Origin of the sequence: Pseudomonas sp. YJ42 (assembly GCF_047225135.1) — a bacterium.
In the GTDB taxonomy this organism is placed as follows: Bacteria; Pseudomonadota; Gammaproteobacteria; order Pseudomonadales; family Pseudomonadaceae; genus Stutzerimonas; species Stutzerimonas stutzeri_E.
Map to the genome: position 1 here is coordinate 3417685 of NZ_CP178378.1, position 25808 is coordinate 3443492.

Below are 25808 nucleotides of genomic sequence, written 5' to 3' on the forward strand. Positions count from 1 at the left end.
CTCATGCCGGAGAGAGGCGGCATGACGCTGCGGATGCCTCCTTTGTATGCGCTGCGTGCCTTCGAGGTGGCGGCGCGCTTCGGTTCGTTCACCCAGGCGGCCGAGAGCCTCTGCATCACTCAGAGCGCAGTCAGTCGGCATGTGAAAGCGCTGGAGGAAAACCTCGGCTGTCAGCTTTTCGAACGGCGCGGTTCTCGGTTGGCGCTGACCGATACCGGGCGGTTGCTGGCGCAAGAGCTGAAGGTCGGCTTTCGCACCCTCGAAAACGCCTGCATCGCGGTCAACCGGCGGCAGGACGCGCTGAGACTCAAGGCCCCCTCGACGCTGACCATGCGCTGGTTGCTCGGCGCGTTGGACGACTTCCGGCTGACACATCCGCAGAACCGCGTGCAGCTCACCAGCGCCTGGATGGATCTGGACACGGTCGATTTCCATAACGAGCCGTTCGACTGTGCGATCTTGCTGGGACATGGTGGTTTTCCGGCGGACTGGAATCGAGTCAAGCTGTTCGATGAGTGGCTGGTGCCGGTGTGTTCGCCCGAGGTGCTTGGCAGTACGCGCTGGACGGCCGCCCAGCTGGCGGCGGCCGAATTGATCCATCCCTCTCGCGACTGCCGCGATTGGCGGCGTTGGCTGCAGCGGGTCGGTTTGATCGACGCCGTCGCCTGGCAGCAGGGCAAACTGTTCGACACCTTGGAGCTGGGCATCTCCGCCGCGGCGCAGGGGCACGGCGTTTCAATCGGCGATCTGGCGCTGGTCGCTGCCGAGCTGCACAAAGGTGCGCTGACGCTACCCTTCGACCAGGCGGTGCGCTCCGGCGACAGTTATTACCTGGTGTGGCCGGCGACCGGGGAAACGCCGGTGACGCTGACCCGAATGAAGGACTATTTGTTGAAGCATTTGCCGGATGTCGGCAACCACGGGGTACGCCTGCTCGACTGAGTGGATCGGTGGCGACGGAGCATGCGTGTATTCAGTCATTGCCCCGCCACCCTCGGTAGGGGAAAATGGCCGCCTTTTTCCGCCCCCTTCGTTTTAGAAGCTACCCCGCAGGAGATTCAGCGATGCCCAGCCGTCGTGAGCGAGCCAATGCCATCCGCGCCCTCAGCATGGATGCCGTGCAGAAAGCCAACAGCGGCCACCCGGGTGCCCCCATGGGCATGGCGGACATCGCCGAAGTACTCTGGCGCGACCATCTCAAGCACAGCCCGACCAATCCGCAATGGGCCGACCGCGACCGCTTCGTGCTGTCCAATGGCCACGGGTCGATGCTGATTTATTCGCTGTTGCACCTGACCGGCTACGACCTGTCCATCGATGACCTCAAGAACTTCCGCCAGCTGCACAGCAAGACCCCGGGGCACCCAGAGTTCGGCTACACCGCCGGCGTAGAAACCACCACCGGGCCGCTCGGCCAGGGGCTGGCCAATGCCGTGGGCTTCGCCTTGGCGGAAAAGGTCATGGCCGCGCAGTTCAACCGCCCCGGCCATGAAATCGTCGACCACAACACCTACGTGTTCATGGGCGACGGCTGCCTGATGGAAGGTATCTCGCACGAGGTCTGCTCGCTGGCTGGCACCCTCGGCTTGAACAAGCTGATCGCTTTTTACGACGACAACGGCATCTCCATCGACGGCGAAGTCCATGGCTGGTTTACCGACGACACGCCGCGTCGCTTCGAAGCCTACGGCTGGCAGGTGATCCGCAACGTCGACGGTCATGACGCCGACGAAATTCAGATGGCGCTCGAAACGGCCCGCAAGAGCGACCGTCCGACACTGATCTGCTGCAAGACCATCATCGGTTTTGGCGCGCCGAACAAGCAGGGCAAGGAAGAGTCCCACGGCGCTGCTCTCGGTGAGGCTGAAATCACCCTGACCCGCGAAGCGCTGGGCTGGAAGCATGGTCCGTTCGAAATCCCCGCCGAGATCTATGCCGAATGGGACGCCAAGCAGAAGGGCGCCGAAGCGGAGAACCAGTGGAATCAGCGTTTCGCCGCCTATCAGGCTGAGTTCCCGGCGCTGGCCAGCGAGTTCACACGGCGCATGGCCGGTGAACTGCCGGAAGATTTCGCCGAGAAGGCCTCGGCATTCATTCGCGAAGTGGCTGAGAAGGGCGAAACCATCGCCAGCCGCAAGGCCAGCCAGAATTGCCTGAATGCCTTCGGCCCACTGCTGCCGGAACTGCTTGGCGGCTCGGCGGACCTGGCCGGCTCCAACCTGACGCTGTGGAAGGGTTGCAAGCCTGTAGTAGCTGAAGACGCCTCGGGCAACTACATGTACTACGGCGTGCGTGAGTTCGGCATGGCGGCGATCATGAACGGCGTTGCCCTGCACGGCGGCCTGATCCCCTACGGCGCGACCTTCCTGATGTTCATGGAATACGCGCGCAACGCCGTGCGCATGTCGGCGCTAATGAAGCAGCGTGTGCTCTACGTGTTCACCCACGACTCCATCGGTCTTGGCGAAGACGGCCCGACTCACCAGCCGATCGAACAGCTGACCAGCTTGCGCACCACGCCGAACCTGGACACCTGGCGCCCGGCCGACACGGTCGAATCCGCCGTGGCCTGGAAGCATGCGGTCGAGCGCAAGGACGGTCCGAGCGCGCTGATCTTCTCGCGTCAGAACCTGCCGTACCACATCCGGGACAACGAGACCGAAGCGGCCATTGTCAAGGGCGGCTACATCCTGAAGAGCTGCCAGGGCGAGCCGGAACTGATCCTGATCGCCACCGGTTCGGAAGTCGGGCTGGCCGTTCAGGCCTACGACAAGCTGACCGCGCAGGGACGCAAGGTGCGGGTGGTGTCGATGCCCTGCACCAGCGTGTTCGACGCCCAGGATGCGGCCTACAAGCAGCAGGTGCTGCCAGTGGAAGTCGGTGCGCGCATTGCTATCGAGGCGGCCCATGCGGACTACTGGTACAAGTACGTCGGCTTGGACGGCCGCATCATCGGCATGACCACCTACGGTGAATCGGCGCCGGCCGGCCAGCTGTTCGAGGAATTCGGCTTCACCGTCGACAACATCCTCAGCGTTGCAGAAGAACTGCTGGAAGACTGACAAGCAAGCTGAAGGCCTGACGCTGGACGCTCGAAGTAGAAGCGGCCTGGCTCAGGCTTGAGGGATCACAGCAGCTGAGAAGTGGCGGCTCGAGGCTGGAGTGGCGGCGGCACGAACCACTTCCAGCATCCGGCTTCCGGCTTCCAGCTCGCCCAAGACGAGCCGCGAATGTCCCGAACTCTCCCCTATCGCGTTGCCCTGAACGGTTACGGTCGCATTGGTCGCTGCGTGCTTCGTGCGTTCTACGAGCGCAATGCGGCCTTCGATTTCGAAATCGTCGCCCTCAACGACCTCGCCGATATGGCAAGCCTCGAATACCTCACCCGTTTCGACTCTACCCATGGCCGCTTCCCCGGCGACGTGGCGGTGGCGGGCGATTGCCTGCATCTGAACGGTCACTGTGTGCAGGTGCTGCGCGAGTCGACACCCGAGGCGGTGGACTGGCGCAGCCTGGGCGTGGACCTCGTGCTGGAATGCTCCGGCGCGTATAACACGCGCGCCGGCGGCCAGCGCTTCCTCGATGCCGGTGTGCCGCGGGTGCTGTTCTCGCAGCCCATGAGCGGCGCCGCGGATGTCGACGCCACCGTGGTGATGGGCATCAATCATGAGCAGCTGAGCGGCGCCGAGCGGCTGGTCTCCAACGCGTCCTGCACCACCAATTGCGGCGTGCCTCTGCTCAAGCTGCTCAACGATGCGATCGGACTCGACTACGTGTCGATCACCACTATCCATTCGGCAATGAATGACCAGCCGGTGATCGACGCCTATCACCACGACGACCTGCGTCGCACACGCTCGGCTTTCCAGTCGGTGATCCCTGTCTCGACCGGCCTCGCTCGTGGCATCGAGCGGCTGTTGCCGGAACTCTCGGGGCGGATTCAGGCCAAAGCCGTGCGAGTACCGACGGTGAACGTGTCCTGCCTGGATATCACCCTGCAGATGACCCGCGATACCGACGCCTCGACGATCAACCGGATCCTGCGGGAAGCGGCTGAAACCGGGCCGTTGAAAGGCTTGCTCGCGTACACCGAGCTGCCCCATGCCAGTTGCGATTTCAACCACGACCCGCATTCGGCGATCGTCGATGGCAGCCTGACGCGCGCTTCCGGCCCGCGACTGGTGAACCTGCTGGCCTGGTTCGACAATGAATGGGGGTTCGCCAACCGTATGCTGGATGTGGCCGATCACTATTTGCGGGTCGCCGATCACACCTGAAGCCGCACCGCTTGAAGACATCGCCGTTTTGAACTTAAGGAAGATCACATGACCGTTTTGAAGATGACCGACCTCGACCTCAAGGGTAAGCGCGTGCTGATCCGCGAGGACCTCAACGTGCCGGTGAAGGATGGCGCGGTGAAAAGTGACGCAAGGATCCTGGCGTCCCTGCCGACCATCAAACTGGCGCTGGAAAAGGGCGCGGCGGTACTGGTCTGCTCGCACCTGGGCCGTCCGGAAGAGGGCGTCTACAGCGAGGAGGATAGCCTCAAGCCGGTCGCCGACTACCTGAGCAAGGCACTGAATCGCGAGGTACCGCTGGTCAAGGACTATCTGGACGGCGTTCAGGTGAAAGCCGGTGAGGTGGTGCTGTTGGAGAACGTGCGCTTCAACAAAGGTGAGAAAAAGAACACCGACGAGCTGGCGCAGCAATACGCCGCGCTATGCGATGTCTTCGTCATGGATGCCTTCGGCACTGCCCACCGTGCCCAGGGTTCGACCCACGGCGTGGCCAAGTTTGCCCAGATTGCCTGTGCCGGCCCGCTGCTGGCCGCCGAACTGGATGCATTGGGCAAGGCGCTGAAAAGCCCGGCCAAGCCGATGGCGGCCATCGTCGCGGGCTCCAAGGTGTCGACCAAGCTGGATGTGCTGAACAGCCTGAGTACGGTTTGCGATCAGTTGATCGTCGGTGGTGGCATCGCCAATACCTTCCTCGCCGCCGCCGGTCTGCCGGTAGGCAAGTCGCTGTACGAAGCCGATCTGGTCGACACTGCCAAGGCGATCGCGGCCAAGGTCAGTGTGCCGCTGCCGGTCGATGTGGTGGTCGCCAAGGCGTTTGCCGACGATGCCGAAGCCACCGTCAAGGCCGTTGCTGATGTGTCGGACGACGACATGATCCTCGATATCGGCCCGCAGACAGCTGCCAACTTTGCCGAGCTGCTGAAGTCCTCGAAGACCATCCTCTGGAACGGCCCGGTTGGCGTGTTCGAGTTCGACCAGTTCGGCGAGGGCACCAAGGTGCTGGCCAAGGCCATCGCTGAAAGCCCTGCATTTTCCATCGCCGGTGGTGGCGACACCCTGGCGGCGATCGACAAATATGGTGTAGGCGAACAGATTTCCTATATCTCCACTGGTGGTGGCGCCTTCCTCGAGTTCGTCGAGGGCAAGGTCCTCCCGGCCGTCGAAGTGCTCGAGCAGCGCGCTGAGAAATAAGTGTTTGTGCCGTTATCGCTTCGGCGCTCCGCACAACAAGCGCAACGGTCAAGGCAACCCCTGAAGCTCGGTGCTGTCTCTGTTCTGTCCGAACGAGGAATGGAGACTCACCATGCGTTATGCCGCTATCGCTGTTTGCTGTCTTGGGTTGGCCGGGTGCGCCGGCGGTGCACCGGATTCGGCTTGTGAAATATTCGATCCACCGCCAGTTGAAAGCCCAACCGCACAGAACGATCAGCGGGTGCAGATGCAGAGCACTGGCGACCCGACCGCGGGTACTGCCGCCGATGCCCAGGACTGCCCTTGAGTGGTCCAACCAGCCAAGGAGGAATCGATGAAAGGCCTGTTCATTGCGTTTGCCGCGCTGCTGCTCGCCGGCTGCGGCCACTGGCAGTCCGGCCCCGATGCGCCTTTCGTGCGCTGGAAATGCCAGAGCCAGCAGGACATCGCCTGGCGCTATGCCGATGAGAATCGGCAGACGGTGGAACTGAAAATCGGCAACAGCGACAAGGTTCATACGCTGCGCAAGGAACCTGCCACCCGTGGTGCTTTCTATAGCGATGGCGTTGTGGCTTTCCACGACAAAGGCAACGAAGCGCTGGTCTATCGGCTCGCCGACGACAAGCTGCTGGCTCATGGCTGCAGCGCTTCGCTGATTACGATTTAACGCCCATGCGCTGCCACCGGTGTGAGGCAAATTTGCGGCGTTTTCGCCAGAGCTGATGGCTTTTGGCCCGTCCGCCACTACAATGCCGCGCCTATAGCGCGGTGCTTGAACACCGCCAGCCCCTGGGGCAGGCTTTACACGATTAATCGACCCTAACCGGGAGAAAGGAAAACATGGCACTCATCAGCATGCGCCAGATGCTCGACCACGCCGCCGAATTCGGCTACGGCGTGCCGGCCTTCAACGTGAACAACCTCGAGCAGATGCGAGCCATCATGGAAGCGGCCGACAAAACCGACTCCCCGGTGATCGTCCAGGCTTCGGCCGGTGCCCGCAAATACGCCGGTGCGCCATTTCTGCGCCACCTGATCCTCGCGGCCATCGAAGAATTCCCGCACATCCCGGTGGTCATGCACCAGGACCACGGCACCAGCCCGGACATCTGCCAGCGCTCCATCCAGCTGGGTTTCAGCTCGGTGATGATGGACGGCTCGCTGCGTGAAGACGGCAAGACGCCGTCCGATTACGAATACAACGTTCGCGTGACCCAGCAGACCGTCGCCTTTGCCCACGCCTGTGGCGTGTCGGTAGAAGGCGAACTGGGTTGCCTGGGCAGTCTGGAAACCGGCATGGCCGGTGAAGAGGACGGCGTTGGCGCCGAAGGCACGCTGGATCACAGCCAACTGCTGACCGATCCGGAAGAAGCCGCCGACTTCGTCGCCAAGACCAAGGTCGATGCCCTGGCCATCGCCATCGGCACCAGCCACGGCGCCTACAAGTTCACCAAACCGCCAACCGGTGACACCCTGTCGATCCAGCGCATCAAGGAAATCCACCAGCGCATTCCTGACACCCACCTGGTGATGCACGGTTCCTCCTCGGTGCCGCAGGAGTGGCTGAAGATCATCAATGAGTACGGTGGCGACATCAAGGAAACCTACGGCGTGCCGGTCGAGGAAATCGTCGAGGGCATCAAGTACGGTGTGCGCAAGGTCAACATCGATACCGATTTGCGTCTGGCATCGACCGGTGCGATTCGCGAGTTCATGGCGAAGAACCCCAGCGAGTTCGATCCGCGCAAGTACCTGGCCAAGACCGTGACCGCCATGCGCGATATCTGCATCGCCCGTTACGAAGCCTTCGGCACTGCCGGCAATGCGTCGAAGATCAAACCTATTTCCTTGGAAGGCATGTTCGAGCGTTATGCGCGCGGCGAGCTGGATCCCAAGGTCAACTGAGTCGCTGTTGCGAAACACGAGCCCGCCCTGTGCGGGCTCGTTGCGTTATGGGGGCGTCGACTCCGCAGCCATTGGTGCCGCTAGGCGAGCAGTTGCTGAATCTGGGTCCGTAGCCTATCCAGCGAGAACGGCTTGGCGATGATCGGGGCGCTGCGCGCGATCGGGCTGCCGGACTCGTGAATCTCGATCGGATAGCCGCTGATGAAGATGACTTTCATCTCCGGCCGCAGTTTGAGCGCCGGTTCGGCAATCATCACGCCGGAAACGCCACCGGGTAATCTGAAATCGGTCACCAGCAAATCCAGCTGCGGCTTGGTCGCCAGAATCTCGAAAGCCTGGGTGGAATCCGACGCTTCCAGGACCCGGTAGCCTTCGTCGGCCAGATAGTCAGACAACAGGCGAAGAATATGCGGTTCGTCCTCAACGAGCAGGACAACTTTGCTGAATGTTGGGCTCATCGGAGCAATTCTCGACGTATTCGGTGAACATATTGCGTCAGCCCGGTGATTAATCCGGCTTGGGGTAAGCACGTTGGGCATTGCAGCATTGCGCAAGTTCAGGGCCGGAACGCCATTCGTCAAGCCTTTGTTGGCGCGCGTACAGTAGAGCGGTTGCGCGTTGGCAATCAAACCATGCCTCATCAGAGCTCAAGCCCCAACCATTTCCGGAAGCCCATCATGACCGACGAAAACACCCAGACCATCGCCGACCGGACCCTGGACGACTATCGTGCCAATGCCGAGGCGTTTCGCGAAGGTACCCGTGATCACGATGTCAGCCAGAATGTCGACGCGCTGCTGCGGCACATCCATGGCGAGCCGCCCTTTCGCATTCTAGATCTGGGATGCGGCCCGGGGCGCGACCTCAAGACCTTCACCGCGCGAGGGCATGTCGCGGTCGGGCTGGAAGGGGCGGAGCCCTTTGTGCAGATGGCTCGGGCCGAAACCGGTTGCGAGGTGCTGCACCAGAACTTCCTGCAACTGGATCTTCCCACCGAAGCCTTCGATGGCATCTTCGCCAATGCGGTGCTGTTTCATGTGCCCAGCCGAGAAATCGCCGCGGTTCTGCTGAAGCTGCACGCGGCGCTGCGCCGCGGAGGCGTGCTGTTCAGCTCCAATCCGCGTGGCAACAACCAGGAGGGCTGGAGTGGCGCTCGCTATGGCGCCTGGTATGACTGGCCAACCTGGCGCGGCTTGCTGCAGTCGGTGGGTTTCGTTGAACTCGAGCACTATTACCGGCCGACGGGCTTGCCTCGTGAGCAGCAGCCTTGGCTCGCCAGCGTCTGGCGCAAGGGTTGAGCGCCGACATCAGAAGACAGCGGTTGTTCACCAAGCAGAGCAGAATGCATGCCGAAAACGCCGACTTCATGCGTTTTGCATGCATACAAAACGCTATTATGTGACGCAAGTCACTGAATTATTGGATTTTATTTATCTTCTCCGGTTGGCACGGACGCTGCTCCAGTAATGGAAGCTGGACCATAACCGGAGTACACAATAATGATCGCCGCTGAAAAAATTCTCTCTGCCGCGTTTCCAGAGTTTGAAGTCATTACCCACCCTCGTCCGGACGGCGGGCTTTTGCTGACGCTGCGTAACGATGATCGGGATATCATCAAGCGCGCTCTTTCCAAGGGACAGACCCAGACCAACATTCAGCTGGAGTGGGTCATCAGCTCGATACGCCGCGACCTGGCGCTTGAGGCTGGTATGTCGCCTGCCATCGCCCGTCTGCAAAGCCAGAGCCGCACCGGGCTGCCCACCTACGAGTACGCGTGAGACGAGCGGTCGGCTGGCAATGCTGCGAGCCGGCCGACTGCATATGCTGCGCACTCCAGCGTAGGCGATCCGACCGGGCCGAAGAGCCTTGGATGGTCGCAAAGCCTGATAAGCGATGAGGAATCCGCATGAACGCCATTGACCTGTTGATCGATGATCACGAAAAAGTGAAAGACATCCTGACGCGTCTGACCGAGAGCACTGAGCGTGCGGTCAAGACTCGCGCCGAGCTGCTGCAGAAACTGGAGATGGAAATCACCATTCACACCCAGCTCGAGGAACAGATTCTCTATCCCGCCTACAAGGAAGCCGGCGGCAAGGAAGAACTGAAGATGTATCACGAGGCGAAGGAAGAACACCGGGCGGTTGATTCGCTGGTGCTGCCCGACATCAAGGCGACCGATCCATCGACCGTCGAGTTCTCCGGGCGCATCAAGGTCTGCAAGGAGCTGCTTGAGCACCATATCGAGGAAGAGGAATCGGAAATGTTTCCCAAGGCCCGCGAACTGTTCGACCAAGCCCGGTTGGAAAAAATGGGCGAGCAGATGGCTGAACTGAAAGAGCGCCTGAAGAAGGAATTCAGCGCCAGTCAGGCAGCGTGAACGCAGTCGCCGGGGTGTCTACCCCGGCTGCTGGACGGGCGAAGCCGCCTGAATCGGCTTAGATCACCGAGACGCTGCTGATGCAGGACAGCGAGCTGACGCTGAGTAGCTTGCGCGAAATCGCGGCGCTCGGTATGCGGCTGGCGCTGGACGACTTCGGCCCCGGCCACTCCTCGCTCGGCTACCTGAAGCGCTTCCGCTGCACATCCTCTCTCAAGGTCGATCGCAGTTTCATCGCTGCCGCGCCGGAGGATGCCAATTCGGTCGCTATCAACCGGGCGATCTTCGGGCTGGGCCATAGCCTCGGCCTGGCGGTGATCGCCGAAGGGATAGAACGCCCCGCGCAATTGCGGTTCCTGATCGCCGAAGGCTGCCAGACCGCCCAGGGGTACTGGTTCAATCGGCCTATGCCCGCCGCCGAACTGCAACCGCTGTTCAGCGACGTAGCGTGTTTCGAAGGGCTCTGGCGCTTGCTGCCGCAGTCCAGACGGTCCGCGGAGCACAGTCGCCGACGTTCGCTTTGGCAAGCCAAGGCACTCTTGGCGATAGCAAGGGTCAACTTCTGTGGAATCGATGATTCAAGAAGTCGCCGGCTGCCTGCCGGCTCACTCTGTAGGAGGTGACCCCATGCGTCTTGCTTATTTATCTGCCCCTGTTCTAGGTCTGCTGCTGGTTGGTTGTGGCCCGGATGAGGAGCCCAAACGCGACGAGATGCCGCCGCAGCCGACCACCGAGCAGCCCGCCGTGCCACCAACCAGCACGCCGCCGGCTGATACTGGCACTGACACTGGTACTGGCGCCGGTACGGGTGCGGGTCCAGGTACAACCGGCACCGGAACGGGCGCAGGTGCGGAAACAGGTACCGGAACCGGTATGGGCACCGCGCCGGCTGACAACGGCAGCGGCATGGGCACTGAGTCGGGTGCTGGTACCGCGCCCAACACCACCGGCAGCGGTACGGGTACCTCGCAGTAACGTCTCAAATCCGTGGGTGTCTCGCGAGCCTGGCGAGGCACCCATTTTTGCAGGAGATCCGTATGAAATCGAAATGTATCGTTGTCGCCGCAGTGTTGCCGCTTTCGCTGATGCTCGCCGCCTGCTCGCCAGACGATGAGCCCTCGGCTATGGATAACAACAGCGACAACCAGCAGGAATATCAGAACACCGCGACTGACCCAGCTGGGCCACGCGAGGTCTCGCCGCCATCGAACCTGTCCAACGAGTAACGGCACGCCCCGGTGGGGGTGTTTCTTGCGTAAGAGCTCTACGGGGTGCGTCAGACGTACTGCGCGGCGGCATAGGCGGACGCCCAGGCCCACTGAAAATTGAACCCGCCCAGGTGACCGGTAACGTCGAGCACTTCACCGATGAAATAAAGCCCCGCGGCCTTTTGCGATTCCATGGTTTTCGACGACACCTCACGGGTATCCACGCCGCCGAGCGTTACTTCCGCGGTGCGATAGCCCTCTGTCCCTGCGGGCACCAGTTGCCAATTCGCAAGCTTCTCCGCCACCTCTTCAAGCTCGCCCGGGTTGTACTGCTTCAGCGGCTTGGAAACGAACCAGTGCTCGGCCAGAAGCCCTGCCATCTTGCGGGTGAACAGCTCGCCCAGGAGCGTCTTCAGCTCGGTGTTGGGTCGCTCGCGTCGCTGTTCGTCGAGCCAGTCGATGAGATTCAGGTGCGGTAGCAGGTTGATCTCGATGGTGTCGCCTGGTTGCCAATACGACGACACCTGCAGAATCGCCGGCCCGGAAAGACCGCGATGGGTGAACAGAATATTTTCACGAAAGCTCTGGCCGTTGCAGCTGACCAGGCAGTCTTCCACCGAAGTGCCGGAAAGCGCTTCGCACATACCCTTCAGCTGCGGCTCGGTGATGGTGAACGGCACCAGGCCGGCACGGGTCGGCAGTACGTTGTGGCCGAACTGTCGCGCAATCTGATAGCCGAAGCCACTGGCACCGAGCGTCGGAATCGACAGCCCGCCGGTGGCGATGACCAGTGATTGGCAGGCGAGCTCGCCGGCGTCGCTCTGCAGCTGATAGCCACTTTCAATTCGCTCCACGGACTGCACGGCGATACTCAGCCGCATGTCGACCCCGGCCTGCTGACACTCCTCGAGCAGCATGCCGAGGATGTCGCTGGCCTTGTGATCACAGAACAGCTGGCCGAGCTTCTTCTCGTGATAGGGCACGCCGTGGCGGCTGACCATCTCGATGAAATCCCACTGGGTATAACGAGCCAGGGCGGATTTGCAGAAGTGCGGATTGGCGGAGAGGAAGTTGGCCGGCTCGGTGTACATATTGGTGAAATTGCAGCGCCCGCCACCAGACATGAGAATCTTTTTGCCCGCCTTGTTGGCATGGTCGAGTAGCAGCACCCGGCGACCCCGCGCCGCCGCGGTGAAGGCACACATCAACCCTGCCGCGCCGGCGCCGATTACCACCACATCCGTCTGCAACACCGCTCACCTCGGTCAGGCCTGAAAACGCGGCATGGTACCCCGCCGCAGCGGCGGATGCAGCGCTCTTCGGCGGTCGGCATGGATCGCTTCGGACTGTTTTTCGACGCACGCCGAGTAGGGCATACGGGTTTGCATGGCTGACTGCCTGGGACCGTATAGTTGCCTCAGGGCAAGGGGGAGGAGGGCTGGCGAACCAGGTGACTGGCCATACTTCGCAGCGGCGCCAGTTGACGGCAGATCAGGCCCAACTGCGTCTGCAGCAGGCGATGCGTATCGTCCATCTCTTCGGATGTCTGTTCGAGTTGCTGCGCCAGGGTTTCTTCGTCCTCGCTGTAAACCGCCACCGGCTGGTTGTTTTGCAAGGCCGCCGCCAGTTCATCAAGGCCGCCCGCCAGGCGTTGCGCGGCGCTTTCCAGCAGATCGTCGCGGGCGTCGTCGGGCAGGCTCTCGCGATGCGCGCCCAGCCCCGACAGGTAATTGAGTAGCGTGTGCGAGAGGATCAGAAAGCGGAAGCCGGTCTCGGCGTCCTTTCGGAAATGGCCCGGTTCCAACAGCATGTTCGACAGCGTGGTCGACAGCGCGGCATCGGCGTTGTGGGCGTTGCGTCGGGCCAAACGGTAGGCCAGATCGTCGCGCTTGCCGCTCTCGTACTGGCGCATGATCTGACGCAGATAATCCGCGTTGCGGCTAAGGGTGTTGGCGACCACCTGGTTGAGGCGGCGGCCCTGCCAGTCCGGAAGGATTAGAAAGACCGCGGCTGCGGCGATCAGGCTACCCAACAGGGTGTCGACCAGGCGCGGCCAGATCAGCCCGTAGCCGTCGCCGACCTGGTTGAAGCAGAACAGCACCAGCAGCGTGATCGCCGCCGTCGCCAGGGTGTAGCGGCTGCTTCGTGTGGCAAAGAACACCACCCCGGCGACCACGGCGAACAGCGCCTGGATCTGCTGACTCGGAAACAGATCGAACAGCGCCCAGCCCACCACCAGCCCTAGCACGGTGCCGGTCACCCGCTGCACCAGCTTGATCCGGGTCGCGCCGTAGTTCGGCTGGCAGACGAATACCGTGGTCAGCAGTACCCAGTAACCCTGTTCCGGATGAATCGCATGCAGCACGGCGTAGCCGCACACCAGCGCCAGGCTCATGCGCAGGGCGTGGCGAAACAGCAACGAGGTGGGTGTCAGTTGCAGGCGGATACGCGCGAAGGCGTCGCGCATCGATTGCGGATCGCGGTCCAGCAGGCTGCTGTCTTGCTCGCCCTCAAGTGCGTCCGGGTTGCTGGCGCTGGCGAGCTGGCGCTGCATGGTCGACAGGTTGCCCGACAGAGCGCGCAATGAACGCAGCAATCCGCGCCAGGCCGGGTTGCTTTGCATCCGCAGGTGCTCCAGCGACGACTCGAGATCGGCTAGCGCCTGCCCATTGGCTTCGCTGTAGCGAAAGGGTTGGCGCAGCTGTATCGCGTTGGCTAGCTCGGCGCAGGCCACACCCTGCAGCCGCAACAGTCGGCCGCAGCGAAACAGTACGTCGCTGTGGAAGAACGCCTCGGCCAACGCCTGATAGGGGTAATGCGAGGAGCTGACGCGTTCGTGCAGGTCTTGAGCGAGGAAATAGAGCTTGAGGTAATGACTGATTTTCACGCCCGGCCGCCCATTGCCGAGTCGGTGCAGCAGGGTTTCCTTGGTGGCATTGAGCGCGCTGACCACGCGGCCGTTCTGTTGCGCCAGCTGCAGGCGGCGCTCTTCCACATCGAGCTGACGCACCGGCTCGAACAGCGAGGCCTTGAGTTTGAAGTACCGGCCCAGCTCCCGATACAGCCTGGCCAGGCTCTGCTGCACGGGTTGGTGCGAAAACAGCGCATTCCAGAGCACAGACAACAGTCCGTACCAGGTTGCCCCGGCCAGCAGCAAGAAAGGGTCGCGCCAGGGATGGAGCGCCTCGCCGCCACGCTGATCGGCGGCGATCATGCTGTAAATGGATAGGATCAGCGTGGCTTGGGCAATGGTCGCGTATCGCTCGCCCAGCGCGCCAAGCATGACCAGGCCGAACGCGGCGGCAGCCATGCCGAGGGCGAACAGCCACGGGTAGGGGAACAGCAATTGCACCGAAGCCGTCGCGATGCTGAAACACAGCAGGGTGACCAGCAGTGCCGAGAGCCGTCCGAGCCAGCTGTCGTCTGTTTCCGCCAGGGCGCTGGCGATTACCCCGAGAAACAGCGGGATGGCCAGGGTCGGCTGCTCGAGAGACCAGCTAAGCCCCATGCTGCCAGCCAGCGCGATCAATACGCGCAGGCTGTAGCCGAACTTCTCCAGGGCCCAGAGGCGGCGCAAGGAATGGCTGAGCGATGGTGAACGCATGGGGCAGTCGGGCCTGGCTATGGAAAGGGGGTTGGACGCCTGTGGCGTGCAGACGTCACGGCTTGCGTTGCAAAGCTTATACCGTCCATCCGTCCCGTATCACCGGAACGCCATCGCTTGGTCATCGTTCCGCCGTAATCGTCTGGCTTCATTCCATGCGCCCCTCCCCATTCCGATAAAAGAGGACACCGCATGAACCGTGAACATGATGCCAGCCGCCGCAACCTGCTCAAAGGCAGTGCCATCGCCGCCGTGGTCGCCACGACACCTTTCCTCGGCACGCTGCAAGCCTTTGCCGCACGCAACGCTCAGGGCCGCGGTGCGGGCTTGGTTCGTAGCAGCTACGGTCCGCTGCGCCCAACCAAAGACCTGAGTACGGGTCTGGAGCTGTTGCAGTTGCCAGACGGCTTCCAATACAGGAGTTTCTCCTGGACCGGCGACCTGATGGTAAATGGCCAACCGGTCCCCGCGTCCCACGATGGCATGGGCGTCATTGATGTGCGTCGCGGTCCGAATGGCCCGGAAATCGTGCTGGTGCGCAACCACGAAGCCGGTACCGGTAGCCTGATCGAAGCCAACGGCATCTATGACGACGTCACCCTCGCCAACGGTCAGCGTCCGGCCGGGGGCACCACCAACCTATACGTGTCGCGGGACATCGAACAGCCGGTACGGACCCTGCCCAGCCTGGGTGGTACGCGTACCAACTGCGCGGGCGGCGTCACGCCGTGGGGCACCTGGTTGTCCTGCGAAGAAACCACCGCCGACTACCGCAGCGTCGGCGGCCGCGCCCACGGCTATGTCTTCGAAGTGACGGCAGACCCGGCGCTGACCACCGGCCAGCCGATCATTCAGATGGGGCGCTTCGCCCATGAAGCGGTAGCCGTCGACCCGCGCAACAGTTACGTCTACCTGACCGAGGATGCGCGCAACCAGGCCGGTTACTACCGCTACATACCGACCGATGCCAGCCAGCAACCGGGCTCGCTCGCCGTGGGTGGAGTCCTGCAGGCGGCACGGGTACGCAACCGCGCGCTGATCGACCTGCATGCGCCGAGCCCGGGCGACAGCTATCAGCTGGAATGGGTCGAGGTGTCGAATCCTGATCTCGATCCGCAGCCCGAGGGCAGTGGACCCTTTGCCCAGGCCCGTCAGGCGGGAGGTCTGAGCATGAGCCGTGGCGAAGGTATTTGGTACAGCGAAGGCAAGCTGTTCATCGTCGACACCAGCGCCGGTACCGACAGCCAGGGACGTGCCGGTTACGGTCGCGGCGCGGTATGGATGCACGATTTGGCAACCGACCGGCTGACTTGCATCTTCGCCTCCACCGATGCCGAGATCGCCAACAACCCGGACAACATCACCGTCAGCCCGCGCGGGGGCCTGTTGCTTTGCGAGGACGGCGGCGGTGTACAGGATATGTACGGTTTCGGCGAACGTCTGTTGGGGCTGACCGCGGCGGGCGAAGCCTATATTTTCGCCAAGAACAACGTGGTGTTCGACGACATACAGGCTGCGGCAGTCGGAAAGAAAGTGTCCGGCGGCGACTACCGCAACCGTGAGTTCTGTGGCGCCTGTTTCGACCCGAGCGGGCATTTTCTCTTCGTCAATATCCAGACCCCGGGCATCACCTTCGCCATCTGGGGTCCCTGGGCGCGTGGGTCGTTGTAGAAGCAGCTGGAAGCCTGAAGCTGGAATCCGGAAGTAAAGCCTTGGGCCTGTGGGGTGGGTGTCGCGCCTTAAGTACACCGTGGCCGCGATTGGTGGATCGGTGAAGCGTGATCCACCCTACGTCAGCTTCGTAGGATGGGTGCAACCCATCAAAGCCGGGCGGTGGAGCCGAACGAAACCCCGCGCACCCGCGCGAAATTCCGCTTTGGCTTCCATCCGGTCTTACAGCTGCCTAACCTTCAACGACCGCCCTTTGATCTTCCCGGCATTCAAGCGGTTGAGCGCCTGTCTGGCGACATCGCGCTCGACTGCGACGAATGCCTGGAAATCGAAGATCGCGATCTTGCCAACCTGCGTGCCCGGAATTCCCGCATCGCCGGTGAGCGCACCAAGAATATCGCCGGGGCGCAATTTGTCCTTGCGGCCTGCGCCGATGCAGAGTGTCACCATTGGCGGCTGCAGTGGTCCGCCCGACTGCGCTTTCAGATCGCTCAACGGTTGCCAATTAAGCGGCGCTTTCTGACGTTCCTCGATGGCCCGGGCGCGGTGGGCTTCGGCGGGAGCGACCAGGCTGATGGCAATCCCCTTCTTGCCGGCGCGCCCGGTACGCCCGACTCGGTGGACGTGAATCTCCGAATCACGCGCCAGCTCGACGTTGATCACCATGTCCAGCGCATCGATATCCAGGCCACGGGCGGCAACATCGGTCGCCACCAGTACCGACAGGCTGCGGTTGGCGAACATCGCCAGGACCTGATCGCGATCGCGTTGCTCCAGATCGCCATTGAGCGCCATGGCGGAAATGCCCTTGGCGCTGAGCTGGTCGACCAGCTCCTGGCACTGTTGTTTGGTGAAGCAGAACGCGACGCAGGTTTCGGGGCGGAAGCTGGCGAGGATGCGAACCACGGCATTCATTCGATCTTCTGGATCGATCTCGTAGAAGCGCTGTTCGATCTGCGTGTCGTCATGCAGCGCTTCGACTTTCACTTGTTGCGGGTCGCGCATGAACGTCGCCGAAAGCTGCTTGATGCCGGCCGGGTAGGTGGCGGAGAACAACAGCGTCTGACGCTTGCTCGGGGTCTGCCCGATGATCTCGGCGATGGCATCGTAGAAGCCCATGTCGAGCATGCGATCGGCTTCATCGAGCACCAGCGTGTTGAGACCGTCGAGTTTAAGCGTGCCCTTTTTCAGGTGTTCCTGAATACGTCCGGGCGTGCCGACGATGACGTGCGCGCCGTGTTCCAGCGAGCCGATCTGCGGGCCGATGGAGACGCCGCCGCAGAGGGTGAGGATCTTGATGTTGTCCGCCGAGCGTGCCAGTCGGCGCAGCTCCTTGGCGACCTGATCGGCCAACTCACGGGTCGGACATAGCACCAGTGCCTGGCAGCCGAAATAGCGGGGATTGAGCGGCTCGAGCAACGCGATGCCGAAGGCGGCGGTCTTGCCGCTGCCGGTCTTGGCCTGTGCGATCAGGTCCATCCCCTTGAGCATCACTGGCAGACTCTGCGCCTGGATCGGCGTCATGTCGGTGTAGCCGAGGGCGTCGAGGTTGGCCAGCGTCGCGGGGCTGAGGGGCAGGGTGGCGAAGGCTGAACTGGGCACGGTAATGATCTGCAAGGGAAGGTGGCGCGCAGTCTAACAGGCCTGTGCGGTCGTCGCGTGGCCGGAACGGATACAGCCGAAGCGAGTCCCAAAGGAAGTCAATGGATACTCCCAGGAGGCTGTTTTGTCCCGTTTGTTGTTGCTGCTCAGTGCGCTATCCCTTCCCGCCATTGCCGCAGAGCCGACGCTCTTCGGCCGCTATGAACAGATCAAGGTCGAGGATCTCGGCAAGACGCTCAAGGCCAAGATGGACACCGGCGCGATGACCGCCTCGTTGTCGGCTCGGGACATCGAGCGTTTCGAACGTGAAGGCGAAGACTGGGTGCGCTTCCGCCTAGCCATCGAAGGCGCCGGCGAAACCCTCTATGAGCGGCCACTGGCACGCATTGCCGAGATCAAGACTCGGGCAGAGGAGGCGGCGAACACCGACGACGATACCGATCTTGAGCGTGGGCCGGATGTCGCCGAGCGACCGGTGGTCGAGATGCAGCTATGCATCGGTGATCAACTGCATGACGCCGAGGTGAACCTCACCGACCGCAGCCATTTTCGTTACCCCCTGCTGATCGGCGCCACGGCGATCCGCGATCTCGAAGCCGCCATCGATCCTGCGCAGAAATACACCGCGGGTCGCCCTGCCTGCTGAGGCAAGGCTGCCGGGACATAGCAAAGCTGCGGTATCGGTAGGCTTTGTGCCGGCAGCTCCGCTCTGGCCTGCCTGGTGGGTGTTATATCCGCCTCTGTTCGAATCCTGCGCAGACATCACCTGCAGCCCGAACACCGAGTCGGGCTGTTTTGCTTCTGATCCCGTGTGGCGGTCTTCGCCAAATGATTGAGAGCGGTAGTACAACGTGGCGGCTTACGCAAAAGAAAGTGTAGGCGCGAGGGAAATGTGCGACGCACTTCATCTAACAGGGAGTTTATCCGGGAAGCAGTAAATATTTTCCGCGTAGCTTCTATATCTATATTGCAATTAGCTGTTGGTTTTATGTCCGTCTCGTTAATGGGTATATCAGTAACAAATGATCACTGGGTTTTGTTTGTGCTCGGAATTGATTCAACGGCAGAGATACGGGCAATGATTTGCCCTGTTTGTAAGTGCGATGAGTTGGTTGCATCCGTGGACTAGCGACTCGCATGGTTTCGAAAATGGCCGTTCATTTTGAAGGGCTATTGTCGATGTCCTCTCTGCCACGTTCGCCGACAGTGCGACGCGCCCCGGCATCAGAGCTCATCAGATGCACGCTGCCAACCTGATTTTTCATTCTGAAGGGCGTCCGGGAGACAGCATATACCGGCCATTTAGGCGTTCGTCAGACTAAAGTCGGGGCTTTCTTTCCGTAACGCTTCCTTGCTAGATTCACGCTGTGGTTTCCTTTACCCGTAATAACAATAAGACGGAGAACGTCATGGCCGACGCCGATAAAGAAAATGCTGCTGCGTACTGGAAGGCGAACGTTCGCCTCATAACATGGAGCCTTGTGGTCTGGGCTCTCGTCTCATATGGCTTTGCTATCCTCTTGCGCCCATTGTTGTCCGGTATCCCGGTCGGCGGAACAGATCTGGGGTTCTGGTTCGCCCAACAAGGTTCCATCATTACGTTCATTTTGATCATCTTCCACTACGCGTGGCGGCTGAACAAACTGGACAAGGAATTCGGGGTCGAGGAGTAAGCCACAATGAGCCAATATTGGATAAATATGTTGTTTGTGGGCGCATCCTTCCTGCTGTACATAGGGATTGCGGTGTGGGCCCGAGCTGGATCGACCAAAGAGTTCTACGTAGCTGGCGGTGGCGTCCATCCCGTAACTAACGGTATGGCAACTGCAGCTGACTGGATGTCTGCGGCGTCTTTCATTTCGATGGCGGGTATCATTGCATCCGGTGGTTACGCGACTTCGGTTTACCTGATGGGCTGGACCGGCGGTTACGTGTTGCTCGCGATGCTGCTGGCGCCCTATCTGCGTAAATTTGGCAAATTCACCGTACCTGACTTCATCGGTGATCGTTTCTACAGCCGAGGCGCGCGCCTGGTTGCGGTTATCTGCCTGATTCTGATTTCGGTCACCTACGTGATCGGCCAGATGTCCGGTGCTGGTGTTGCTTTCTCCCGATTCCTCGAAGTGAGCAACGACGTTGGTATCTGGCTCGCTGCCGCGATCGTGTTCGCCTATGCGGTATTTGGCGGCATGAAGGGCATCACCTATACCCAGGTGGCGCAATACGTGGTACTGATCATCGCCTACACCATCCCGGCCGTGTTCATCGCCTTCCAGTTGACCGGTAACCCCATTCCGATGCTCGGTATGTTCGGTACCCACGTCGAATCCGGTATGCCGCTGCTGGACAAGCTGGATACTGTCGTTCAGGACCTGGGCTTCGCTGCTTACACTGCTGATGTCGACAACAAGCTGAACATGTTCCTGTTCACCCTGTCGCTGATGATCGGTACTGCTGGTCTGCCGCACGTCATCATTCGCTTCTTCACCGTACCGAAAGTTGCTGACGCTCGCTGGTCGGCTGGCTGGACCCTGGTTTTCATCGCGCTGCTGTACCTGACCGCTCCGGCCGTTGCGTCCATGGCTCGTCTGAACCTGGTCAACACCATCTATCCGGAAGGTCCGCAGGCGGAAGCGATTCTCCATGCAGAGCGTCCGGCCTGGATGCAGACCTGGGAAGAAACCGGTCTGATCCAATTTGAAGACAAGAACAATGATGGCCGCATCCAGATGTACAACGACACCAACGCTGCCTTTGCTCCTACTGCGCAAGAGCGTGGTTGGAACGGCAACGAGCTGGTCGTCAACAATGACATCATCGTTCTGGCCAACCCGGAAATCGCCAACCTGCCTGGCTGGGTTGTAGGTCTGATCGCGGCGGGCGGTATTGCGGCAGCGCTGTCGACAGCTGCAGGTCTGCTGCTGGCTATCTCCTCGGCGATTAGTCATGACCTGATCAAAACGATCATCAATCCGAAGATCAGCGAGAAGAGCGAGATGCTGGCTGCTCGTCTTTCCATGACGGGTGCGATTCTCGTGGCTACCTGGCTGGGGCTGAATCCACCAGGCTTTGCGGCACAGGTGGTGGCACTGGCGTTCGGTCTGGCAGCATCGAGTTTGTTCCCGGCGCTGATGATGGGGATCTTCTCCAAGCGTGTGAACAGCAAGGGTGCGGTCGCGGGCATGCTGGTTGGTCTGGTGAGCACCAGCGTCTACATCTTCCTGTATCTGGGCTGGTTCTTCATTCCAGGCACTGCGTCGTTCGCCAATACGCCTGCAGAGTGGATGTTCGGCATTTCCCCGCAAGCCTTCGGTGCTATCGGTGCGATGCTCAACTTTGCAGTGGCCTACGCGGTATCGATGGCTACCGAGGCACCGCCGCAGGCGATTCAGGATCTGGTCGAAAGTGTTCGTACTCCGAAAGGTGCGGGCGCTGCGCTTGATCACTAATTCGTCCAGAAGTTGGGTTTAGAATCTGACCCATGGGTGAAACAAGTCGGGCTTCCATTTGGAAGCCCGACTTTTTTAAGGAAGATTCATATGATCTGGCATCTAATCGCTGCAATCGTCGCCGCAGTGGCGGGTGCGGGGGTCGCGCTGTTGTTGCGCAGCCTGACCCGTAAGCGGCTACCGAAGTGGATCATCCCGGCATTTGCCGGTCTGGGCATGCTCGGCTACACCATCCATTACGAATACACCTGGTTCGACACCAAGCAAGCGCGTCTACCGCAGGGCTCCGTTGTGGTATCGAGCGAAGAGGGTGAGATGTTCTGGCGCCCCTGGACCATCAAGTTTCCGATGCCACTGGTCTATACGGTACTCGATGGCGCGAGCGCGCAGATCGAAGAGACCAGCAAGGGTCCCGTCGCTCGTTTCACCCTGTATCGCTTTGAAAAGCATCATCTGATGTCCACGGTGAAAAGCGCAAATTACCAGGCGCTTTGCACCGAGAAGGTGATGTTCCGGCTGAACGAGGAAGGTCAGGCGAAGTTTGAAACCATGACCGAACTGGACGTGGCTGCGCCGCTTTATCAGGCCGTTTGCACAGCCGATCACTCCTGATCACTCCATGCCAGCGATGCCGCCTGCGATGGCGGTCAGGGCTGCTGGCGCTGGTTGATCCTTTCGCTACCGGCTCGGCTTCCGCGGCCGGGGTAGCAGGGGCCACAGCCCCAGCCCCGCCTGCGCGCCCAACCCGAGCCAGGCCAAGGTATCCCACCAGCCATCACCCAACAGCGCGGCGAACAATCCGGCCATGCCGAGCAGGGCGATCAGGCTGGGCAGCAGAAACGTCGATTGGCGCCAGCTCATGCCATCACCTCGCGCGTCGATGTGGCGCCGCGACGTCGTACCCACCATAGATAGAGCCCGCTGCTGAGCACGATGATCGTCAGCACGTCCAGCACCGCCCAGAGAATCTGCATCGGCCGCCCGCCGTAATCGCCGAAGTGCAGCGGCGAGGACAGCGACAGCGCATCCATGTACCAGGGGCGGCTGCCGGCAGCTGTGATGTCGAGCGTTTGCGCATCGATCAGCACCGGTGTGAGCAGATGTGAGGTCAGATGGCTGCTGCCGTTCATGAACACCGTGTAATGATGCTCGCTTGAAAAACGCGTACCGGGAAATGCAATGAAATCCGGCTGCATGCCTGGTGCTGCCTGAGCGGCGATTTCCAGCAACTGACTGGCCGGTGCGCGTTCCGTCAACGGCGGGGCATCCCGGTAGGGCTCGAGCATCGCGCTCAGAGATTCGGCACGCCAAGCCTCGATCAGCAGGTCCGCACAGGCGCTGACCACACCGGTGATGCCCACCACCAAGGCCCAACTGAGCGTGACGACACCGATCAGGTTGTGCAAATCCAGCCAGCGGGTACGGCTGGCTCGTTCATGCCGCACTTGAGCAAATTCCAGTCGCCGCATGAACGGCGCGTAGAGCACCACTCCGGAAATGATGGCGACGACAAACAGCAATCCCATGAAAGCCAAAAGCAGCTTGCCGGGAAGCCCAGCGAACATGTCCACGTGCATGCGCAAGAAGAACATCATCAGCCCGCCATTGGCCGCCGGCATTTCCAGCGCTTCGCCGGTGCGCGCATCGAGCATGAAGGTATAGGACGAATTCGGCTCGGTGCCGGCGGTCGCCGCCATGATGGCGACCACACCGGACGGCTCGTCTGCTTCCCAGCCCAGGTACTGGACCACCTCTTGCGGTCGATGCCGTTCGGCTGCTGCGACCAACTGCTGCAGATCCAGGTGCGGGGTGTCGGCAGGCATCTCACGCAGCTCGGGCGCCTCGCCAAGCAGGTGCTCCAGCTCGTGGTGAAAGATCAGCGGTAGCCCGGTAATGGCAAGCATCAGCAGGAACAGCGTGCAGATCAGGCTGGTCCAGGTGTGGACGAAGGACCAGCGACGGATGGTGGTGGTCCGCATTAGAACTCCAGCTGCGCCGACAGCTTGAGGGTGCGTGGTGCTCCAATGTAATGGCTACTCAGCCAGTATTCCTCGTCGGTCAGGTTGCTCAGGTTGGCACGCAGAGTGAGGGCACGTTCATCCGCCAAGGCCATGCGATAGCGACCGCCCAGGTCGAATGTGGTGAACGAGGGGATGGTATTGTCGTTGGCCTCGTCGGTGTATTGCTTGCCGGTGTAGAAGGCGCCACCGGTGAGCGTCAGCCCGGGTACGCCGAAGATCGCGTATTCGCCGTACAGCTTGGCCAGGTGCCTCGCCACGTCGACCGGGCGATTGCCGTCGTTGGCAGCGTTCGCCGCGCCTTCTACCACCGGATCGAGCAAAGTGACGCCGCCTACCAGCGTCAGTGCTGGGGTAACGTTGCCCGTTACGCTGAACTCCAGGCCCTTATTGTTCTGCATGCCATCCTGAACGAAGAAATTGGCTGCATTGGTGTAGGTGTTGGGCTTCTCGATGTCGAACAGCGCAACGGTGTACAGGGCGCCGCCGAGCTCGGCTTTCGCACCGATTTCGTACTGCTCGCTGACGATCGGCGCCAGTGCCTGGCCGGCGTTGTTCGAGCCGCTCGGCGCCACGCCGCCCGTCTGCAGACCTTCGATGTAGGTCACGTACGTAGTCAGCCACTCGACTGGTTTGTAGACGAGCGAGACGTTGGGCGAGGTTTTAGTTTCGCTGTAGTCCTCAATTTCCGGCTCGCTGCCGAACGCTTCGACCCAGACGAAGTTGTCGCTGAAGGTCTTGATGCGCGAGTGCGTCACGCCGAGGATCGTCGACCATTGTTCGTTGAATGTGATGACGTCGCCGATCAGTACGCTGTCGGACTGGCTGCGGCTGGCCAGATGGTAGTCGCCATCGCCGAGGTCGTAGGCAGGCTTGGCCACCTGCGGCCGCTCGCTGAAGGGCACTTCGGGCGTAACCGACACGTATTGCGGACCCGGAAAGGGAATGTAATCGGTGTTATAGCGAACTCGGGCGGTGTTCCCTTGGTAACCGAAGGTCATCTCATGGCCGATGCCCACGGTGTCGAAAACCGCATCGAGGAAAAGGTTACCGGAGGTCTCTTCGGTTTCCACCGGGGCGAAGGCGTAGAGCGGCTGGACGTACACGCCGGCCGAGTTCACGGTCGGCCCCGTATAGGCGTATTCGGTCGTGTACTGGCTGTAGCCCAGCGCGCCGCGCAGGCTGAACACGTCGCTCAGGCGCCACTGGAAGCGGCTGCCGACACGGTCGTGGCGGCTGTCGTTGTAGGCCCAGCGTTGGCTATAGAGCTCGTCGTTCTCCAAGTCGTCGGCATCAGGCCGGAATGCTTGATCGGCGAAGTACCAGTAGCTGGTGAGGCCCCGCGTCTCGCTCTGCTTGTGCGAGGCGTCGAACTGGATGAGCAAGTCGTCGCTGACGTTCCAGTCCAGTGCGACGCTGGCCATGTGACGGCGTTCGACCTGTCCGTCAATGGCGGTTTCACCGTCCTGGGCGAGCAGGTTGACGCGGTAGGCGAAGCGACCTTCGCTGTCGATCGGTCCGCCGAAGTCGCCGTGCAGGTACTGGTTCTCGCCGCCAGGGGTGCCGTAGGTCACGCTGTTGTAGCGCTCGGCAGTGGGGCGCTTGAGCACGTAGTTGACCAGTCCGCCGGGGCTGGCCGGACCATATAGGAAGCCGGACAGACCGCTGAGGATTTCCAGCCGCTCCATTTCCTCGATGAAGTTGCCGCCATCGTAGCCGTTACTGAAGCGCAGGCCATCATTGGCAATGCTCAGGTTGCCGACGCCGCTGAAGCCGCGAATGGCTACCGCGCTGGCGTAACCGGCGCTGGTCGGGGAGGTGAACTGCGTGGTCGGGCTGAGCTTGAAGATGTCGTCGCTGGAGGTGGCCTGGATGTTATCCATCAGCTCCGAGGAAATCACTGTCACCGAATAGGGAGCATCCTGGAGTGCCATTGCGCCCAGCGCGCCGACGTTTCGCACGGCGCTGGCACGATAGCCGCTTTCTTCGCCGCCCTCAGCCAACGCCTCGGTTGCCGTCACGGTGACATCCGGCAGTGCCATCGCCTCGGTTGCTGCCTGCTGCAAACTGAAGCTGCCCGAAGGGTCCTGACGAAGTTCGAGTCCGCTGCCGCGCAAGGCTCGCTGTAGCGCACCCTGGCCATCGAAGCGGCCTTGTACCGGCTCGGCCATGCGGTCGCGGGTCAACGCCGGATCGATGCTGAGCACCAGTCTCGCTTCGGCGGCGATACGATTGAGGGTCGAGGCCAGAGGTGCGGCGGGCAGAGAGTACTCGCGAACATCGCCAACAACCGCTTCGCCGTTGGCCGCCTGGGCCAGTAGTGGCAGTGGTGCGACGGCAATAGCAACGGCCAGGAGGCTGGGACGGAACAGTGAAAGCGATGGCATTTGTGAATAACTCCCGAATAGGAATATGTCTCAGTTATTCATCAGGCCGGATCAGAAATGAAAAGTGATAGGGGCAGCTGAAAATATTTTCATAG

24 protein-coding genes and 1 pseudogene are annotated in these 25808 nt (G+C 61.3%); 18 read left to right on the top strand and 7 right to left on the bottom strand.

The window, feature by feature from the left end; all coding sequences use genetic code 11:
* Positions 1 to 21: 21 nt before the first annotated feature.
* The 7 genes from ACL0K2_RS15715 (at position 22) to fba (ending at position 7394) form a co-directional block, all read left to right on the top strand.
* Positions 22 to 942 (top strand): LysR substrate-binding domain-containing protein, encoded by a 921-nt coding sequence (locus tag ACL0K2_RS15715; RefSeq protein WP_155397679.1) that lies wholly within the window; start codon positions 22 to 24, stop codon positions 940 to 942.
* Positions 943 to 1064: 122 nt separating this feature from the next.
* Positions 1065 to 3062: a transketolase gene (tkt, locus tag ACL0K2_RS15720; protein WP_045163960.1), complete on the top strand. Its 1998-nt coding sequence runs from the start codon at positions 1065 to 1067 to the stop codon at positions 3060 to 3062.
* A gap of 168 nt (positions 3063 to 3230) precedes the next feature.
* Positions 3231 to 4277, top strand: a complete 1047-nt coding sequence (epd, locus tag ACL0K2_RS15725; RefSeq protein ID WP_045163959.1) for an erythrose-4-phosphate dehydrogenase — start codon at positions 3231 to 3233, stop codon at positions 4275 to 4277.
* 48 nt (positions 4278 to 4325) lie between these two features.
* Positions 4326 to 5489: a phosphoglycerate kinase gene (locus ACL0K2_RS15730; protein ID WP_413042984.1), complete on the top strand. Its 1164-nt coding sequence runs from the start codon at positions 4326 to 4328 to the stop codon at positions 5487 to 5489.
* Positions 5490 to 5601: 112 nt separating this feature from the next.
* A complete protein-coding gene (locus ACL0K2_RS15735; protein WP_080890668.1) occupies positions 5602 to 5796 on the top strand; it encodes a hypothetical protein in 195 nt (64 codons plus the stop codon).
* 27 nt (positions 5797 to 5823) lie between these two features.
* Complete coding sequence (locus tag ACL0K2_RS15740; RefSeq protein WP_045163957.1) at positions 5824 to 6156, top strand: MliC family protein; 333 nt, start codon at positions 5824 to 5826, stop codon at positions 6154 to 6156.
* A 173-nt stretch (positions 6157 to 6329) separates the two neighbouring features.
* Complete coding sequence (fba, locus tag ACL0K2_RS15745; RefSeq protein ID WP_045163956.1) at positions 6330 to 7394, top strand: class II fructose-bisphosphate aldolase; 1065 nt, start codon at positions 6330 to 6332, stop codon at positions 7392 to 7394.
* 80 nt (positions 7395 to 7474) lie between these two features.
* On the opposite strand, the gene ACL0K2_RS15750 is transcribed toward fba, so the two are convergent.
* A complete protein-coding gene (locus tag ACL0K2_RS15750) occupies positions 7475 to 7852 on the bottom strand; it encodes a response regulator (RefSeq protein WP_045163955.1) in 378 nt (125 codons plus the stop codon).
* 219 nt (positions 7853 to 8071) lie between these two features.
* Here ACL0K2_RS15750 and ACL0K2_RS15755 point away from each other — a divergent pair, with 219 nt between their 5' ends.
* The 6 genes and pseudogenes from ACL0K2_RS15755 (at position 8072) to ACL0K2_RS15780 (ending at position 11000) form a co-directional block, all read left to right on the top strand.
* On the top strand, positions 8072 to 8692 hold the full coding sequence (locus ACL0K2_RS15755; protein WP_239611211.1) for a class I SAM-dependent methyltransferase: 621 nt from the start codon (positions 8072 to 8074) through the stop codon (positions 8690 to 8692).
* A 201-nt stretch (positions 8693 to 8893) separates the two neighbouring features.
* Entirely contained in the window at positions 8894 to 9172 is a 279-nt protein-coding gene (locus ACL0K2_RS15760; RefSeq protein WP_045163953.1) for a DUF3509 domain-containing protein, read from the top strand.
* A gap of 128 nt (positions 9173 to 9300) precedes the next feature.
* Positions 9301 to 9774: a hemerythrin domain-containing protein gene (locus ACL0K2_RS15765; protein ID WP_239611210.1), complete on the top strand. Its 474-nt coding sequence runs from the start codon at positions 9301 to 9303 to the stop codon at positions 9772 to 9774.
* 62 nt (positions 9775 to 9836) lie between these two features.
* A pseudogene (locus ACL0K2_RS15770) lies at positions 9837 to 10397 on the top strand (EAL domain-containing protein); the annotation flags it as partial.
* A 4-nt stretch (positions 10398 to 10401) separates the two neighbouring features.
* On the top strand, positions 10402 to 10749 hold the full coding sequence (locus tag ACL0K2_RS15775; RefSeq protein WP_045163950.1) for a hypothetical protein: 348 nt from the start codon (positions 10402 to 10404) through the stop codon (positions 10747 to 10749).
* A gap of 62 nt (positions 10750 to 10811) precedes the next feature.
* Positions 10812 to 11000 (top strand): hypothetical protein, encoded by a 189-nt coding sequence (locus ACL0K2_RS15780; protein ID WP_045163949.1) that lies wholly within the window; start codon positions 10812 to 10814, stop codon positions 10998 to 11000.
* A 50-nt stretch (positions 11001 to 11050) separates the two neighbouring features.
* Here ACL0K2_RS15780 and ACL0K2_RS15785 read toward each other — a convergent pair whose 3' ends face one another.
* Both ACL0K2_RS15785 and yccS read right to left on the bottom strand, forming a co-directional pair.
* Positions 11051 to 12235 (bottom strand): NAD(P)/FAD-dependent oxidoreductase, encoded by a 1185-nt coding sequence (locus tag ACL0K2_RS15785; protein WP_413042985.1) that lies wholly within the window; start codon positions 12233 to 12235, stop codon positions 11051 to 11053.
* 164 nt (positions 12236 to 12399) lie between these two features.
* The gene (yccS, locus tag ACL0K2_RS15790; protein ID WP_413042986.1) at positions 12400 to 14586 is read right to left on the bottom strand and encodes a YccS family putative transporter; all 2187 of its coding nucleotides are present in this window, start codon (positions 14584 to 14586) and stop codon (positions 12400 to 12402) included.
* A gap of 192 nt (positions 14587 to 14778) precedes the next feature.
* Between yccS and ACL0K2_RS15795 the strand changes: the two genes are divergently transcribed.
* Positions 14779 to 16257 carry a PhoX family protein gene (locus ACL0K2_RS15795; RefSeq protein ID WP_413042987.1) on the top strand — a complete coding sequence of 493 codons (1479 nt, stop codon included), beginning with the start codon at positions 14779 to 14781 and terminating at the stop codon, positions 16255 to 16257.
* 222 nt (positions 16258 to 16479) lie between these two features.
* Here ACL0K2_RS15795 and dbpA read toward each other — a convergent pair whose 3' ends face one another.
* Positions 16480 to 17859 carry an ATP-dependent RNA helicase DbpA gene (gene dbpA / locus ACL0K2_RS15800; RefSeq protein ID WP_045164370.1) on the bottom strand — a complete coding sequence of 460 codons (1380 nt, stop codon included), beginning with the start codon at positions 17857 to 17859 and terminating at the stop codon, positions 16480 to 16482.
* A 124-nt stretch (positions 17860 to 17983) separates the two neighbouring features.
* Between dbpA and ACL0K2_RS15805 the strand changes: the two genes are divergently transcribed.
* From ACL0K2_RS15805 to ACL0K2_RS15820, 4 genes are all read left to right on the top strand, one after another.
* Positions 17984 to 18505 carry an ATP-dependent zinc protease gene (locus ACL0K2_RS15805; RefSeq protein WP_413042988.1) on the top strand — a complete coding sequence of 174 codons (522 nt, stop codon included), beginning with the start codon at positions 17984 to 17986 and terminating at the stop codon, positions 18503 to 18505.
* Positions 18506 to 19268: 763 nt separating this feature from the next.
* Entirely contained in the window at positions 19269 to 19532 is a 264-nt protein-coding gene (locus ACL0K2_RS15810) for a DUF4212 domain-containing protein (RefSeq protein ID WP_045163945.1), read from the top strand.
* Positions 19533 to 19538: 6 nt separating this feature from the next.
* Entirely contained in the window at positions 19539 to 21308 is a 1770-nt protein-coding gene (locus ACL0K2_RS15815) for a sodium:solute symporter family protein (protein ID WP_045163944.1), read from the top strand.
* 90 nt (positions 21309 to 21398) lie between these two features.
* Positions 21399 to 21920, top strand: a complete 522-nt coding sequence (locus ACL0K2_RS15820; RefSeq protein WP_045163943.1) for a hypothetical protein — start codon at positions 21399 to 21401, stop codon at positions 21918 to 21920.
* 66 nt (positions 21921 to 21986) lie between these two features.
* Here the strand turns inward: ACL0K2_RS15820 and ACL0K2_RS15825 are convergent, their stop codons facing one another.
* Genes ACL0K2_RS15825 through ACL0K2_RS15835 form a run of 3 tightly spaced genes read right to left on the bottom strand, consistent with a single transcriptional unit; the run spans position 21987 to position 25713 of the window.
* Complete coding sequence (locus ACL0K2_RS15825) at positions 21987 to 22169, bottom strand: hypothetical protein (RefSeq protein ID WP_045163942.1); 183 nt, start codon at positions 22167 to 22169, stop codon at positions 21987 to 21989.
* Positions 22166 to 23287 carry a PepSY-associated TM helix domain-containing protein gene (locus ACL0K2_RS15830; RefSeq protein WP_413042989.1) on the bottom strand — a complete coding sequence of 374 codons (1122 nt, stop codon included), beginning with the start codon at positions 23285 to 23287 and terminating at the stop codon, positions 22166 to 22168. Before ACL0K2_RS15830 ends, ACL0K2_RS15825 begins: the two co-directional genes overlap by 4 nt.
* A complete protein-coding gene (locus tag ACL0K2_RS15835; protein ID WP_413042990.1) occupies positions 23287 to 25713 on the bottom strand; it encodes a TonB-dependent siderophore receptor in 2427 nt (808 codons plus the stop codon). Before ACL0K2_RS15835 ends, ACL0K2_RS15830 begins: the two co-directional genes overlap by 1 nt.
* Positions 25714 to 25808 lie beyond the last annotated feature (95 nt).